Source organism: Pseudomonas fragi (genome assembly GCF_025426255.1).
GTDB classification, from domain to species: domain Bacteria; phylum Pseudomonadota; class Gammaproteobacteria; order Pseudomonadales; family Pseudomonadaceae; genus Aquipseudomonas; species Aquipseudomonas kulmbachensis.
The window spans coordinates 2,515,095-2,528,349 of the sequence record NZ_CP104861.1 but is presented as its reverse complement, the minus strand read 5'-3'; the positions used below and the strand labels follow the sequence as shown (position 1 = coordinate 2,528,349).

The 13,255-nt window shown below is 58.2% G+C and carries 13 protein-coding genes; 11 read left to right on the top strand and 2 right to left on the bottom strand.

What is annotated here, in order from left to right; all coding sequences use genetic code 11:
- Window positions 1–408 precede the first annotated feature (408 nt).
- The 11 genes from arnC (at window position 409) to N7D90_RS11420 (ending at window position 11,457) form a co-directional block, all read left to right on the top strand.
- Window positions 409–1,422 (top strand): undecaprenyl-phosphate 4-deoxy-4-formamido-L-arabinose transferase, encoded by a 1,014-nt coding sequence (gene arnC, locus N7D90_RS11470; protein ID WP_261742265.1) that lies wholly within the window; start codon window positions 409–411, stop codon window positions 1,420–1,422.
- Window positions 1,419–3,410 carry a bifunctional UDP-4-amino-4-deoxy-L-arabinose formyltransferase/UDP-glucuronic acid oxidase ArnA gene (gene arnA, locus N7D90_RS11465; RefSeq protein ID WP_261742264.1) on the top strand — a complete coding sequence of 664 codons (1,992 nt, stop codon included), beginning with the start codon at window positions 1,419–1,421 and terminating at the stop codon, window positions 3,408–3,410. Before arnC ends, arnA begins: the two co-directional genes overlap by 4 nt.
- Window positions 3,410–4,294, top strand: a complete 885-nt coding sequence (arnD, locus tag N7D90_RS11460; RefSeq protein WP_261742263.1) for a 4-deoxy-4-formamido-L-arabinose-phosphoundecaprenol deformylase — start codon at window positions 3,410–3,412, stop codon at window positions 4,292–4,294. Before arnA ends, arnD begins: the two co-directional genes overlap by 1 nt.
- Entirely contained in the window at window positions 4,291–5,940 is a 1,650-nt protein-coding gene (arnT, locus tag N7D90_RS11455) for a lipid IV(A) 4-amino-4-deoxy-L-arabinosyltransferase (protein WP_261742262.1), read from the top strand. The genes arnD and arnT overlap by 4 nt, the downstream gene beginning before the upstream one ends.
- A complete protein-coding gene (gene arnE / locus N7D90_RS11450; protein WP_261742261.1) occupies window positions 5,937–6,281 on the top strand; it encodes a 4-amino-4-deoxy-L-arabinose-phosphoundecaprenol flippase subunit ArnE in 345 nt (114 codons plus the stop codon). The genes arnT and arnE overlap by 4 nt, the downstream gene beginning before the upstream one ends.
- The gene (arnF, locus tag N7D90_RS11445) at window positions 6,278–6,685 is read left to right on the top strand and encodes a 4-amino-4-deoxy-L-arabinose-phosphoundecaprenol flippase subunit ArnF (RefSeq protein ID WP_261742260.1); all 408 of its coding nucleotides are present in this window, start codon (window positions 6,278–6,280) and stop codon (window positions 6,683–6,685) included. The genes arnE and arnF overlap by 4 nt, the downstream gene beginning before the upstream one ends.
- Window positions 6,682–8,040, top strand: a complete 1,359-nt coding sequence (locus tag N7D90_RS11440; RefSeq protein WP_261742259.1) for a UDP-glucose dehydrogenase family protein — start codon at window positions 6,682–6,684, stop codon at window positions 8,038–8,040. The genes arnF and N7D90_RS11440 overlap by 4 nt, the downstream gene beginning before the upstream one ends.
- A gap of 74 nt (window positions 8,041–8,114) precedes the next feature.
- The gene (locus tag N7D90_RS11435) at window positions 8,115–9,722 is read left to right on the top strand and encodes an ArnT family glycosyltransferase (RefSeq protein WP_261742258.1); all 1,608 of its coding nucleotides are present in this window, start codon (window positions 8,115–8,117) and stop codon (window positions 9,720–9,722) included.
- A 165-nt stretch (window positions 9,723–9,887) separates the two neighbouring features.
- Window positions 9,888–10,451, top strand: coding sequence for a nicotinamide riboside transporter PnuC (gene pnuC / locus N7D90_RS11430; protein ID WP_261742257.1), 564 nt, complete (start codon window positions 9,888–9,890; stop codon window positions 10,449–10,451).
- Window positions 10,448–11,041, top strand: a complete 594-nt coding sequence (locus tag N7D90_RS11425; RefSeq protein WP_261742256.1) for an AAA family ATPase — start codon at window positions 10,448–10,450, stop codon at window positions 11,039–11,041. The genes pnuC and N7D90_RS11425 overlap by 4 nt, the downstream gene beginning before the upstream one ends.
- A 149-nt stretch (window positions 11,042–11,190) precedes the next feature.
- A complete protein-coding gene (locus N7D90_RS11420; RefSeq protein WP_261742255.1) occupies window positions 11,191–11,457 on the top strand; it encodes a hypothetical protein in 267 nt (88 codons plus the stop codon).
- A 115-nt stretch (window positions 11,458–11,572) separates the two neighbouring features.
- On the opposite strand, the gene N7D90_RS11415 is transcribed toward N7D90_RS11420, so the two are convergent.
- Window positions 11,573–12,139 carry a vWA domain-containing protein gene (locus N7D90_RS11415; protein WP_315968158.1) on the bottom strand — a complete coding sequence of 189 codons (567 nt, stop codon included), beginning with the start codon at window positions 12,137–12,139 and terminating at the stop codon, window positions 11,573–11,575.
- A gap of 98 nt (window positions 12,140–12,237) precedes the next feature.
- Window positions 12,238–13,245 carry an ATP-binding protein gene (locus N7D90_RS11410; protein ID WP_261742254.1) on the bottom strand — a complete coding sequence of 336 codons (1,008 nt, stop codon included), beginning with the start codon at window positions 13,243–13,245 and terminating at the stop codon, window positions 12,238–12,240.
- Window positions 13,246–13,255 lie beyond the last annotated feature (10 nt).

Sequence of the window (13,255 nt, the reverse complement as noted above, 5' to 3'; positions counted from 1 at the left end):
TACGCCCCCCCCCCCCCGCAAACTTGCTTCTTGCCGTGCATCACTGTTCAAAGTCATTTTTCTACTGTAAGAAGCTTGTTATCCAGGAGAAACATTATCATCTGTGCAAATACTGTTCGGGGGCTGCAAATACTTTCCTGAATAGCACCTGTCTAGCAGCTGGAAAACATGCACTGTTGATCCAACTTTCATAGGTTTTTCACAAGGAGGCGTTTAACGTATGCACTATCTCAAATGGCAAAGACCATAGAGTTATCAAGAAAATCATGTAGATAACACAATCGAGTGACTTTACCTTTGTCAGTAATAGGCTTTACTGGGAGCGGGCGCGAGTCCTTACAGTGCGCTTGAACCAGGTTGACTTAGACATGTCGTCTTGTGCCAATGAAACTGACTGGAACGAATACTTTGAAACCTTACCCAATCCAGTGTGTGTCGATCGTCATTCCGGTCTACAACGAAGAACAGAGCCTGCCAGAACTGTTGCGCCGCACTGAAGCTGCCTGCGCACAACTGAGCCAAGCCTACGAAATCGTGCTGGTCGATGACGGCAGCCGTGACAACTCGGCGCAAATCCTGCAAGAGGCCGCTGAGCGTGAAGGCAGCCATGTGGTCGCGGTTATCCTCAACCGCAACTACGGGCAACATGCCGCGATCATGGCCGGCTTCGAGCACTCCAAGGGCGATGTGGTCATCACCCTCGACGCCGACCTGCAAAACCCGCCAGAAGAAATCCCGCGACTGGTTGCGCAGGCGGCACTGGGTTACGACGTGGTCGGCACCGTACGCAACAACCGCCAGGACTCTGCCTGGCGCCGCTGGCCTTCACGCCTGATCAACCTGGCCGTGCAACGCTCCACCGGGGTTGCCATGAGCGACTACGGCTGCATGCTGCGCGCTTACCGCCGCAGCATCGTCGACGCCATGCTCGCCTGCCGTGAGCGCAGTACTTTTATCCCGATTCTGGCCAACAGCTTTGCCCGCCATACCACTGAAGTGCTGGTCGAGCATGCCGAGCGCGAGCACGGCGACTCCAAGTACAGCCCGATGCGCCTGATCAACCTGATGTTTGACCTGATCACTTGCATGACCACCACGCCTTTGCGCTTGCTGAGCATTATCGGCTTCAGCATGGCTGCCCTTGGCGTCGTGTTCGCGATTGCGCTGATCATGCTGCGCCTGATCTTCGGTGCAAGCTGGGCCGGCGACGGTACTTTTGTACTGTTTGCGGTGCTCTTCGTGTTTACCGGCGGCCAATTTATCGGCATGGGCCTTTTGGGTGAGTACTTGGGCCGCATGTACAGCGATGTGCGTGCACGACCACGTTTTTTCATTGAAAAAATTGTTCGCGCCGAATCTTCGACGTCCACTGTTTCAACTTGCAACTCGACTTCTTCTACTTCGACACAGGTCCAATCATGAGTTTGAAAGCCGTTGTTTTCGCCTATCACGATATTGGCTGCACAGGCATCGAAGCCTTGCTCAATGCAGGCTACGAAATTGCAGCTGTATTTACCCATGCTGACGACCCCAAGGAAAATAACTTTTACGGCTCGGTCGCCCAACTGTGTGCCCGTAAAGGTATCCCGGTTCACGCACCGGAAGACGCTAACCACCCACTGTGGATCGAGCGCATTCGCAAGCTGAACGCCGATTACATCTTCTCGTTCTACTACCGCCACCTGCTGGGCGAAGAACTGCTGGCCAGCGTCAGCAAAGGTGCTTTCAACCTGCATGGCTCGTTGCTGCCGCGTTATCGTGGTCGCGCACCAGCCAACTGGGTACTGGTCAACGGCGAAACCGAAACCGGCGTCACCCTGCACCGCATGGTCAAGCGTGCTGACGCAGGCGACATTCTGGCTCAGCAGCGCATCAGCATCGAGCGCTCGGACACCGCACTGAGCCTGCACGCCAAGCTGCGCGAAACCGCCGCTCAACTGCTTGCCGAAGCCTTGCCATTGCTGCCTCAGGGCAAGCTGACCGAAACTGCGCAAGACGAATCCAAGGCCACCTACTTCGGTCGCCGCACCCCGGCTGACGGCCTGCTGCAATGGACTCGCCCGGCCGAAGAACTGTTCAACCTGGTGCGTGCCGTTACCCAGCCGTACCCGGGCGCTTTCTGCGCCGTGGGCGAGCACAAACTGATTGTCTGGGGCGCCGAAGTGGTTGCCGGCAATGAGGGCCTTGCACCTGGCCAGGTCATCAGCTGTGACCCACTGCGCATTGCCTGCGCTCAAGATTCCCTGCTGATCACTGCCGGTCAGCGCAACGACAACGGCCTGTACCTGAGCGGCCCGCAACTGGCCCGCGAACTGGGTCTGGTTGAAGGTTCGCGCCTGCGTGGCAGCGAGTCCGGTCGCCCGGCACGTCGTACCCGCGTCCTGATCCTGGGCGTAAACGGCTTTATCGGTAACCACTTGTCCGAGCGTCTGCTGCAAGACGACCAGTACGAAGTGTATGGCCTGGACATCGGCTCCGACGCCATCGAGCGCCTGCGCAGCAATCCCAACTTCCACTTCGTGGAAGGCGACATCAGCATCCACACCGAGTGGATCGAATACCACATCAAGAAATGCGACGTGGTTCTGCCGCTGGTGGCCATCGCGACGCCTATCGAATACACCCGCAACCCATTGCGCGTATTCGAACTGGACTTCGAGGAAAACCTCAAGCTGGTGCGCTACTGCGTCAAATACAACAAGCGCGTGATCTTCCCGTCCACGTCCGAAGTGTATGGCATGTGCCAGGACAAGAACTTCGACGAAGACACCTCCAACCTGATCGTTGGCCCGATCAACAAGCAACGCTGGATCTACTCGGTCTCCAAGCAACTGCTTGACCGCGTTATCTGGGCCTACGGCCAGAAGGGCCTGAAATTCACCCTGTTCCGTCCGTTCAACTGGATGGGCCCACGCCTTGACCGTCTGGATTCGGCACGGGTTGGCAGCTCGCGTGCGATCACTCAACTGATCCTGCACCTGGTGGAAGGCACCCCGATCCGTCTGGTTGACGGCGGCGAACAAAAACGCTGCTTCACAGACGTGGCCGACGGTATCGAAGCTCTGGCACGCATCATCGACAACAAGGGTGGCAAGTGCGACGGCCAGATCATCAACATCGGTAACCCGGATAACGAAGCCAGCATTCGTCAACTGGGTGAAGAGTTGCTGCGTCAGTTCGAAGCGCATCCACTGCGTGCCAACTTCCCTCCGTTTGCCGGTTTCCGCGACGTAGAAAGCCAGTCGTTCTACGGCACCGGCTACCAGGACGTGAGCCATCGCAAACCAAGTGTTGAAAACGCCCGTCGTCTGATCGACTGGACACCCACCACCGAGCTGAGCGAAACCATTGGCAAGACCCTGGACTTCTTCCTGCGTGAAGCCATGGTAGAAATCGCGGAAAAACGCTGATGCAAGCTGGACTACGTATTGATGTCGACACGTACCGTGGAACCCGTGAGGGAGTTCCGCGGTTACTCGAACTGCTCGACGAAGCCCAGATCAAAGCCACGTTTTTTTTCAGCGTGGGGCCGGACAACATGGGCCGCCATTTATGGCGGCTGATCAAGCCCCAGTTTTTCTGGAAAATGATGCGTTCCAAGGCTGCCAGCCTGTACGGCTGGGATATTTTGCTGGCCGGCACCGCCTGGCCAGGCAAACCGATCGGCAAGGATCTGGGGCACTTGATGCGCCAGACCCTGGCCGCGGGCCACGAGGTTGGCTTGCACGCCTGGGATCACCATGGCTGGCAAGCTAACACCGCACGCTGGAGCGAAGCGCAATTGATCGAGCAGATCCGCCGTGGTGTCGAGACGTTGAGCGACATCACCGGGCAAGCCGTCGAGTGTTCGGCCGCCGCAGGCTGGCGTGCCGATGAACGCGTAGTCCAGGCCAAGGAAACCTTTGGCTTTCGTTACAACAGTGATTGCCGCGGGCACAGTCTGTTTCGGCCAAGGTTGGCTGATGGCAGGCTGGGCGCGCCGCAAATCCCTGTGGATTTACCCACCTTCGATGAAGTGGTCGGGCCCGAGCTGAGTGCCGCCGATTTCAACTCATTCATTCTTGATCGCTTCAGCCCACAAAAGCTGAATGCGTACACCATCCATGCAGAAGTAGAAGGGATTCTAATGGCCAACGACTTCCGTCAATTGCTTGCCCAGGCCCGGGCGCGTGACATTCATTTCCAACCCCTGCGGGACTTGCTCCCCGCCGATCTCGACAGCCTGCCAGCCGGGCAACTGAGTCGCGGCGTGCTTGAAGGCCGTGAAGGCTGGTTGGGAGTGCAGAAGCCATGACTCAGCGCTGGACGATACCGCTGCTGGTTTTAGCCTTTATCGCGTTTTACCTGCTACCGCTGGGCACTCACGGCCTGTGGATTCCTGACGAAACGCGCTACGCACAAATCGGCCAACAAATTCTGGTCGACGGTAACTGGATCACCCCGCACTTCATGGATTTGCGTTACTTCGAGAAGCCGATTGCCGGCTACTGGATGATCGCCATCGGTCAGGCCATTTTTGGCGAAAACCTGTTTGGCGTACGCATTGCCTCAGCCATCGCCACCGGCCTGAGCGTGTTCCTGGCTTATGCCGTGGCCCGTCGCCTGTGGAATGACCCGCGCAAGAGCTTTGCCTGCGCGCTGGTGTACATGACCTTTGGCCTGATTGCAGGCCAGGCCGGGTATTCCAACCTCGATCCGCAATTCACTCTGTGGGTCAACCTGAGCATGGTTGCCCTATGGTTTGCCGTGGACAGCCGCTCGCGCCGTGATCGCCTGATCAGCTGGGCGGTACTGGGTTTTGCCTGCGGCATGGGCTTTATGACCAAAGGCTTTCTGGCCCTGCTGCTGCCGGTTCTGATCGCCCTCCCCTACATGATTTGGCAAAAACGCTTTCTGGAACTGGTCAAGTATGGCCTGGTAGCCATGCTGGTCGCCGCTGCCGTCTCGCTGCCATGGGTGCTCGCGGTTCACGCCCAGGAGCCCGATTACTGGCGCTTCTTCTTCTGGCACGAGCATATCCGCCGCTTTGCCGGTGACGATGCCCAGCACGGTCGTCCGTGGTGGTTCTACTTGCCGTTGATGGTGGTCTCCAGCTTGCCGTGGGCAGCTTTGTTGCCCGCGACCTTCAAGGACGCCTGGCAAAACAAACGCCATGCCAGCGTTGTGTTCATCCTGCTGTGGCTGTTGCTGCCACTGGGCTTGTTCAGCCTGAGCAAGGGCAAACTGCCGACCTATATCATGCCGTGCATGCTGCCGCTGGCACTGCTGCTGGGCCACGCGATGATGCAACGTGTCGAGCAGGCCAAAACTGGCGCCTTGCGTGTTAACGGGCTGGTCAATCTGTTGGTCGGCGGCGCGGCATTGCTGGCGCTGGTCTACTTCCAGATCAAAAAACCGTTCTATGACAACGAGCCGCAGCACATGGCGCTGTTGGTCGTGGTGCTGCTGACCTGGATCGTGACCGGCCTGCTGACCTTGTCCAAACCGCTGAAAATGTGGGCAGCCCCTGCCGTGGCCATGGGCGTGCTGGTACTTGCGCTGCCTGCGGCTATGCCGACCAGCGTGGTGCACAACAAGATGCCCGACCAGTTCATCCTTGAACACATCGACGAACTGGCCCAGGCCAAAACCTTTCTCAGCAACGACCTGGGTGCGGCTTCTGCCCTGGCCTGGCGCCTGCGTCGTCCGGACGTGACGCTTTACAACACCCAGGGCGAGGTCAAATACGGCCTGACCTATGACGATGCCAAAGGCAAAAGCATTGGCCTGGATCAGATTGGCCAATGGATGACCGACGCACGACGCCAAGGTCCTGTAGGCGTGGTAATGCGGGTCAAGGACAGCGATGAAAGCCATGAAATGGACGAGCTGCCCAAAGATGCCCAGCGTTATGACGAAGGCAATATGGTGATTCTGATATTCCCGCAGATCACTCCATGACCTTGACCCTGCTACTGCTGGCTTGCCTGTTGACTTGCGCCGGCCAGATCGCCCAGAAGTATGCCGTCGAGGGCTGGCGCGGAATCGACACCGGGGTAGCGCAAAAACTGCGCTCCCCTTGGTTATGGCTGGCACTGCTGTGTCTGGGTCTGGGTTTGCTGGTGTGGTTGCTGGTATTGCAACGGCTGGAGGTCGGGATTGCTTACCCGATGCTCAGCCTCAATTTTGTGTTGATCACTCTGGTAGCCCGCTACCTGTTTAAAGAAACCATCGACCTGCGTCATTGGGTGGGTGTTGGACTGGTCATTGCCGGGGTGGTTTTACTGGGGCAACACGCATGAGCCTGCGCCGTGGATTTATCTTTGCTTCGGGCAGCGTGTTGCTGGTCAGTTCTGCCCAACTGGGTATGCGCTGGAGCATGACCCGCTTGCCGGAACCTGCCCAATGGGTGAGTGCAATCAGTCAGGGCGAAGTATCAATATCGGCATTGGCCGTGGTGCTTGCGGCAATTGCCGCTTATGCCTTGTCGATGCTGTGCTGGCTGCTGGCTCTGCGCGATTTGCCGTTGGGCCGCGCCTATTCGCTGTTAAGCATCAGTTACGCACTGGTTTACCTGCTGGCTGCAAGCCTGCCGGTATTCCATGAAAGCTTCACCCTTTCAAAAACCCTTGGTGTGACCTTGGTCATTCTAGGGGTGCTTACGATCAACTCTCGACGTACCCCGAGTTCCAGGAACTGCGCATGAAAATCAGTGTATTTGGTAGTGGCTATGTAGGCCTGGTACAGGCGACGGTACTGGCTGAAGTCGGACATGACGTGATCTGCATGGACATTGACCAGAAAAAGGTCGAGTTGCTGCAGCAAGGTCACGTCAGCATTTTTGAGCCCGGGCTTTCCAGCCTGGTACGTGAAAACCTTGAAAGCAAACGCCTGCGTTTTACCAGCGATGAAAAACTCGCCGTTGAACACGGCCAGGTACTGTTTATCGCTGTAGGTACGCCCCCGAGCGAAGACGGTTCGGCTGACCTGGGCCAGGTGTTCTCTGTAGGTGACGCGGTTGCCCGCCACCGCAAGGAACCGCTGATTCTGGTCGAGAAGTCCACCGTTCCCGTGGGCACCGGCGACGCACTGACTGCGCATATCAACCAGGCCCTGGATCTGGCCGGGCGCTCGTTGCAATTTGACGTGGTATCCAACCCCGAATTCCTCAAGGAAGGCTCGGCAGTTACCGACTGCCGCCGCCCGGACCGCATCATCATTGGCTGCGCCCGCGAAGAAGTGCGCGAGGTCATGCGTGACCTGTATGCGCCGTTCAACCGCAACCATGACCGCATTATTTTCATGGACCTGCGCAGCGCAGAGCTGACCAAGTACGCTGCCAACTGCATGCTTGCGACCAAAATCAGCTTTATCAACCAGATTGCCGAACTGGCCGAACACCTGGGGGCGGATATCGAAGCCGTGCGTCTGGGTATTGGCGCCGACACGCGCATTGGTTATCACTTTATCTACCCTGGCTGCGGCTACGGCGGTTCGTGCTTCCCTAAAGACATGCGCGCGCTGATCCACAGTGCCCAGCAGGTCAATTGTTCGAGCGACCTGCTGCAAGCGGTCGAAGCGATCAACGAACGTCAGAAACACAAGCTGTTCGATCGCATCAATGCATTTTTCAAGGGTGACCTCAAAGGCAAGACGTTTGCTCTGTGGGGCCTGGCATTCAAACCCAACACCGACGACATGCGTGACGCGCCGAGCCGTGTGCTGATGGAAGCCCTGTGGGCAGCCGGTGCCGATGTGCGCGCTTTTGACCCCGAAGCCATGCAGGAAACCCAGCGTCTGTACGGCGATGAGCCGCGCCTGAGCTTGATGGGCACCCCGGAGTCGACCCTCAACGGCGCAGATGCGTTGATCGTGTGTACCGAGTGGCAACAATTCAAGGCCCCGGATTTTGACCTGATCAAACAGCGCCTGCACACTCCGGTGATTTTCGACGGCCGCAACCTGTATGAAGGCGAGCGTCTGGCCAAGGTCGGCCTGCAATACTTCCCGATGGGCCGGGGTGAGTCGTGCAACTTGCCGGTAGGTTCAACAGCCATTTAATGATCTGACAGCGCCGCCATTGGTAACAGTGGCGGCGCTTTTTTATGCGCCCTGATGAGTCAAGGAGACTCGAGATGCCTGCAGACTTCAACGACACAGCTTTGCTCACCCTGCGCAGGCAATCCCTGATTCTGGGTGCATTCGCTTTGCTGCTGTTTATCCTGGGCAACCATCAAGAGGCGGCGATAGGCTTTGATTCGCGCTTTGTCATGTTTGCCAACGAAATGCTGCGCCATGGTCCCGGTTTTTTCCCGACCACCTATGGCCAACCCTATGCGGACTACAGCGCTACTTCCACGGTATTTACCTGGTTACTGGCGCTGCCCTTTGGCAAAGTCACCAGCCTGACTGCATGGCTACCAACGGCCATTGCCAGCGCAACGCTGGTGACGTTGATGTACCGCCTGGTTGCGCCGCAATCGACAACCTGGGCGCTGGTCAGCGTGGCCTTGCTGTTACTGAGCATGACCTTTATCACCGAAACCCGGGCTGTTTCGCTGGACCAAATGCTTGCAGCCGTGAGCTTCAGTGCATTTTACCTGGCCTATTCCCACGATCACTTTGGCACGCCACGCCGTCATTTCTGGCTACTGGCCCTGCTGGTGCTGGGGTTTGCCATTCGCGGCCCGATCGGCCTGGTGATCCCTACCGGCATTCTGTGCAGTTACTACCTGCTCAACGGCCAGTGGCGCCGCCTGATCAGCGTTGGGCTGCAAGCGCTGGCACTGCTGGTGCTCTGCATTGGCACATTGCTGATGTTGGCCTGGATCAGTGGTGGCGAAGCCTTTGTCCACGAAGTGATCCGCATGCAAGTTACCGGGCGCATGGACGGCACTGAAGGCGCGAGCAGCGCGCTGTATTACTTCACCAGCTCGATGGGCAACTATGCGCTGGCCTATCCGCTAGCCGTTGTAGTATTGGTGGCGATTCTGGTTGCCGGGCGCAAGCAGTCGGGGCCAGCCTTGCAACTGGTCAAATACTGCGTTGCAGCTGCTCTGGTGGTGATGATCGGGCTGTCGATTCCCCAAGCGAAAAAAGCCCGCTACCTGCTGCCCATGTTGCCGATGGCGGCCATCATTGCGGCGTATCCGTTTCAGGTCATGAGCGGACGGGTGTTTGGCGTCTTGCGCGGGTTGATTCAAGGCCTGTTCTTGCTGCTGCCAGGCTTGCTGATTGTCGGTCTGGTGGTGGTACGCCAGCGGTTTGGCGAACAGCTGCCGTCATTGACTGCTACTTTCGTCATCCTCGCGGTACTGCAAGTTCTGGCCCTGGGCCTGCTGTTCAAGGCCCAATGGCGGGTTGCAGGACTGGCGGCGTGTGCGGTACTGGCACTGTGGAGCAGCTATATAACGGTGTTTGAACCCGCTGAACGCAGCCTGTATGACACCCGCACCTTTACTTTAAAGGCTATGCAACTGATCGATCAGGCGCCGGCTCCTGTGGTGCTGCACGGCATGGGCAAGGATGCGAAGGCGATCAAGTTCATGGTCAACGTTGACCGCGATCTACTGCCGCTGTTCACCCAATCGCCCGCCGAGCTGACAGCATTGCCATCTCCGGTCTGGATCGTCATGGACCGCAAGGACTATCAGGCCTTGCAAGGCAGCGAGCTGGGCAGCATGGCTCCGGCACTCAGCGGGCGTTTCGACAAGAACGATTACGTGTTGCTGCATCTGCCTTGATTGCGAGGCGTAGGAGCGAGCCTGCTCGCGAAAAACATTCGCGAGCAGGCTCGCTCCCACTTTGGCACAGAGTATCTACATACCGCGTATCACGTGCAGTTACGCCCACAAACATTGCGCCTGCAGGTACAATCTGCGCCCTCTTCTTTCTTCCAAGGAATCCCAATGTCAGGGCTTGAACTGTTTGCCGCCGCACTCGGCGTCATTGCCGTCTGGTTAACAGTCAAACAAAACCCCTGGTGCTGGCCCATTGGCCTGGTAATGGTGCTGCTTTACAGCTGGATCTTTTTCGAGATCAAGCTGTATTCAGGCATGCTGCTGCAGGTGTTTTTTGCGCTATTGCAAGTCTATGGCTGGTGGCAGTGGACTCGCACCGGCGCACAACATGAAGGCCGCGTAGTCTCTCGATTAAGCACCTTGCAAGTCCTTGCAGGCTTGGCTATAGGCGCCGTGGGCAGTGTTGCACTGGGCGCCGCAATGGCCCATTGGACAGACTCCGATTTCCCCTGGTCCGATGCCACGCTGACGGCTTTCAGCCTGGTTGCGCAATTGTGGATGGCCCAAAAGCGCCTGCAGTGCTGGGCCCTGTGGTGCGTGATAGACGTGCTTTACATCGGTTTTTTCGCCTATCAGGATCTGTACCTGACCGCCGGTCTCTACGCGCTGTTTACCGTGATTGCCATTCAAGGCTTGCGTGACTGGCACCGCGACCCGGCGCTACGGACATGAAGGTATTGGTGCTGGCAGGGCCCGAGTCGAGCGGCAAAAGCTGGTTGTCGGCGCTATTGCAGCAGCGTTTTGGCGGCATTTTGGTGGGCGAATACGTTCGTTACTTTATCGAGCAAAACCCTCGGGATACCTGCCTGGCGGACATCCCGGCCATCGCCCGCGGCCAGCTTCAATGGGAAGATCAAGCCCGTGCCAGAAAGCCCGAATTGCTGATTCTGGACACTCATCTGCTGAGTAATATCCTGTGGAGCCAGACCCTGTTTGGCGACTGTCCCTCCTGGCTTGAGCCTGAGTTGTTGAGCCGTCATTACGACCTGCATTTACTGCTGTCCCCCGAAGGTGTGGAGTGGACAGCTGATGGCCAACGCTGCCAACCCTCCCTGGCTGAGCGCCAAGCGTTTTTCAGTGCCAGCCGCCAGTGGCTCGAACAGCATCAGCAACCCATGCTCGTGATTGCCGGCGACTGGCAGGCTCGTCAGCAACAGGCTTGCGCGGCGGTTGAACGATTGCTGGCGAGCAAAATCGATTGCGGGTTACCAACAAGGCCAATAGCCAGCTACGCTCAAGATGTGACACAGCCTGAAAATTGACTTGGATCAGTCCGGTCAAGAAAGTTTTAAAAAAGTGACGAAAGTGTGTGACCTGATACGGGTCTGAAGTCATCAGTACAAGTAACCAACCGAACGGTACGCCCAGCCGACGGTTAATCACTTGATGGGCACACCAGAGAGACGACCCTATGAACGCCCCGCTCCGTTTCAACGAAGCACTTTTGATTGCCGGCCACGCCTTTGAACCTTTTCAATGCGTCGCATGGGCTGCCCAAGATGGCAACGGCGAATTGAGCCTGACTGTCATTGACCGCACCAACACCCGTATCGGCCGCAAACAGATCCCGCGCAGCGCCTGCGCAGACGCTGCCCAGCTCGAAAGCCTGCTGGCACAAGCCCGCGCTGAAATCAGCAGCGAAGGCTACACCCTGCAGCCTTGGGTCATGCCAGCGTAATCAGCTGCACAGCTGATACGTGGGAACGGGTTTGCTCGCGATTGAAACGCAACGGTCTTCCAGCAAAATCAATGCGTTTCGTCGCAGCACCGCTCCCACAGCGGGTTAACCATGTTTACACGGGTTCCAACCCGTCAATATGCTGATAGTCGACATTCAGCTCCGTCGCCATCTGACGCGAGCGACCCAGTCGAATCGGGCCTCTCTCGATATCGATCAACAGCCCCGGGCAGTCTATTGCGGGCATCCCTGACCACTGTTTCAAACGGCCATCGGTCAGCAGTAAAAAGCGCTGCTGCTCTTGCGGGTAGTGTTTGCGCCGCATCTCAAGCCATTTGGCAACTTCCTGCAAAGCTTCCAGTAACGGCGTGCCGCCCCCCGCCCCCAATGCTTGCAGCCACGCATTCAGGGCTGAGGATGCCTTGGCACCACTGACTTGCCACTGCGCAGTCTGCCCGCTGGCCGTCATGACCGCGACACGGGCACGTTGTCGATAAGCATCCTCAAACAATTGCGCCAACAGCCCCTTGGCGTCACTCAGGGCCTGATGCCGCCGGGTCGAGGCCGATGCATCGACCACAACCAGCCACAGTTCCTGGGCAGCACTTTGCCGGGTTTTCCAGGCCAGATCGGCACGCTGACGTGGACGCCCACGCAGCAAAGTCTGTACCCAGTCGATCATTCCGCTACCAGCACTGCGACTGGCCCCCTGCTTGCCCGTGGCGAGTTGCCCTGGCCGGGGTCTGGCATCCGCCCCCGCAACAGATCGAGGGCGAATGCCTAGGGCTTTTTTGGCCAGCTCGGCACTTCTCGGCGCGCACCCACTGCCTGGGCTTGTGCTGGCAGTTCACCCCACTGGCCCTGCCCCGAACAGGGCGAAGCGCTGCTGGATTGCGGTTGCGACTGCGGCGGCTCAGGTGTCGGCGCCTGCCCCGTTTGCGCGCGACGCCGATGGCGCAAGGCAAACTCGGCCACGGCATCGATATCTTCCAGGCTGATCGCCATTGCTCCGCGCCATGCGGCATGCGCCCGCGCAGCACGCAGCCACACCAGATCGGCACGCATGCCGTCGACCGCAGCGGCAAAGCAGCGCTCGGTAATCATCGCCAGGGACTGATCATCCAGCGCAATGTTGTTCAGCAATTCACGGGCCTGCTGGCAACGCAGGCGCAAAGCTGTCTGTGCCGTTTCCCACTGCGCGCAAAACCCTTGCGGGTCAGCGTCAAAGTCCAGGCGACGGCGGATGATTTCGCCGCGCTCAGCCGGTTGCGGCTGGCCGCTCATGGCCACGTTCAAACCAAAACGGTCGAGCAGTTGAGGACGTAACTCTCCCTCTTCCGGGTTCATGGTGCCAATCAGAACAAAGCGCGCCGCGTGCCGATGGGAAATGCCATCGCGCTCGACCAGGTTGGTGCCACTTGCTGCGACATCCAGCAGCACATCCACCAGATGGTCAGCGAGCAGATTCACTTCATCGACATACAGCACACCACCATTGGCCTTGGCCAGTACGCCTGGGGAAAACTGCGCCTTGCCCTGCCCCAGCGCCGCGTCCAGATCGAGGGTGCCGACCAGACGCTCTTCGGTGGCGCCCAGAGGCAAAGTGACGAACTGACCGCTGGCGAGCAGATCAGCCAGACCACGGGCCAGGGTCGATTTGGCCATGCCTCGCGGCCCTTCGATCAGTACCCCGCCAATTTTCGGGTCGATGGCTGTCAGGCACAGCGCAAGCTTCAAAGAGTCCGCGCCGACCACCGCCGATAACGGGAAATGCGGGGTGTCAGTCATGTTTTCGGGT

Excerpts from the sequence above, each read along its gene's own strand:
- arnT (WP_261742262.1), top strand. The coding sequence starts at position 4,291 with ATGACTCAGCGCTGGACGATACCGCTGCTGGTTTTAGCCTTTATCGCG.
- arnF (WP_261742260.1), top strand. The coding sequence starts at position 6,278 with ATGAGCCTGCGCCGTGGATTTATCTTTGCTTCGGGCAGCGTGTTGCTG.
- arnE (WP_261742261.1), top strand. The coding sequence starts at position 5,937 with ATGACCTTGACCCTGCTACTGCTGGCTTGCCTGTTGACTTGCGCCGGC.
- arnD (WP_261742263.1), top strand. The coding sequence starts at position 3,410 with ATGCAAGCTGGACTACGTATTGATGTCGACACGTACCGTGGAACCCGT.
- N7D90_RS11435 (WP_261742258.1), top strand. The coding sequence starts at position 8,115 with ATGCCTGCAGACTTCAACGACACAGCTTTGCTCACCCTGCGCAGGCAA.
- pnuC (WP_261742257.1), top strand. The coding sequence starts at position 9,888 with ATGTCAGGGCTTGAACTGTTTGCCGCCGCACTCGGCGTCATTGCCGTC.
- N7D90_RS11440 (WP_261742259.1), top strand. The coding sequence starts at position 6,682 with ATGAAAATCAGTGTATTTGGTAGTGGCTATGTAGGCCTGGTACAGGCG.
- arnA (WP_261742264.1), top strand. The coding sequence starts at position 1,419 with ATGAGTTTGAAAGCCGTTGTTTTCGCCTATCACGATATTGGCTGCACA.
- N7D90_RS11425 (WP_261742256.1), top strand. The coding sequence starts at position 10,448 with ATGAAGGTATTGGTGCTGGCAGGGCCCGAGTCGAGCGGCAAAAGCTGG.
- N7D90_RS11420 (WP_261742255.1), top strand. The coding sequence starts at position 11,191 with ATGAACGCCCCGCTCCGTTTCAACGAAGCACTTTTGATTGCCGGCCAC.
- N7D90_RS11410 (WP_261742254.1), bottom strand. The coding sequence starts at position 13,245 with ATGACTGACACCCCGCATTTCCCGTTATCGGCGGTGGTCGGCGCGGAC.
- N7D90_RS11415 (WP_315968158.1), bottom strand. The coding sequence starts at position 12,139 with ATGATCGACTGGGTACAGACTTTGCTGCGTGGGCGTCCACGTCAGCGT.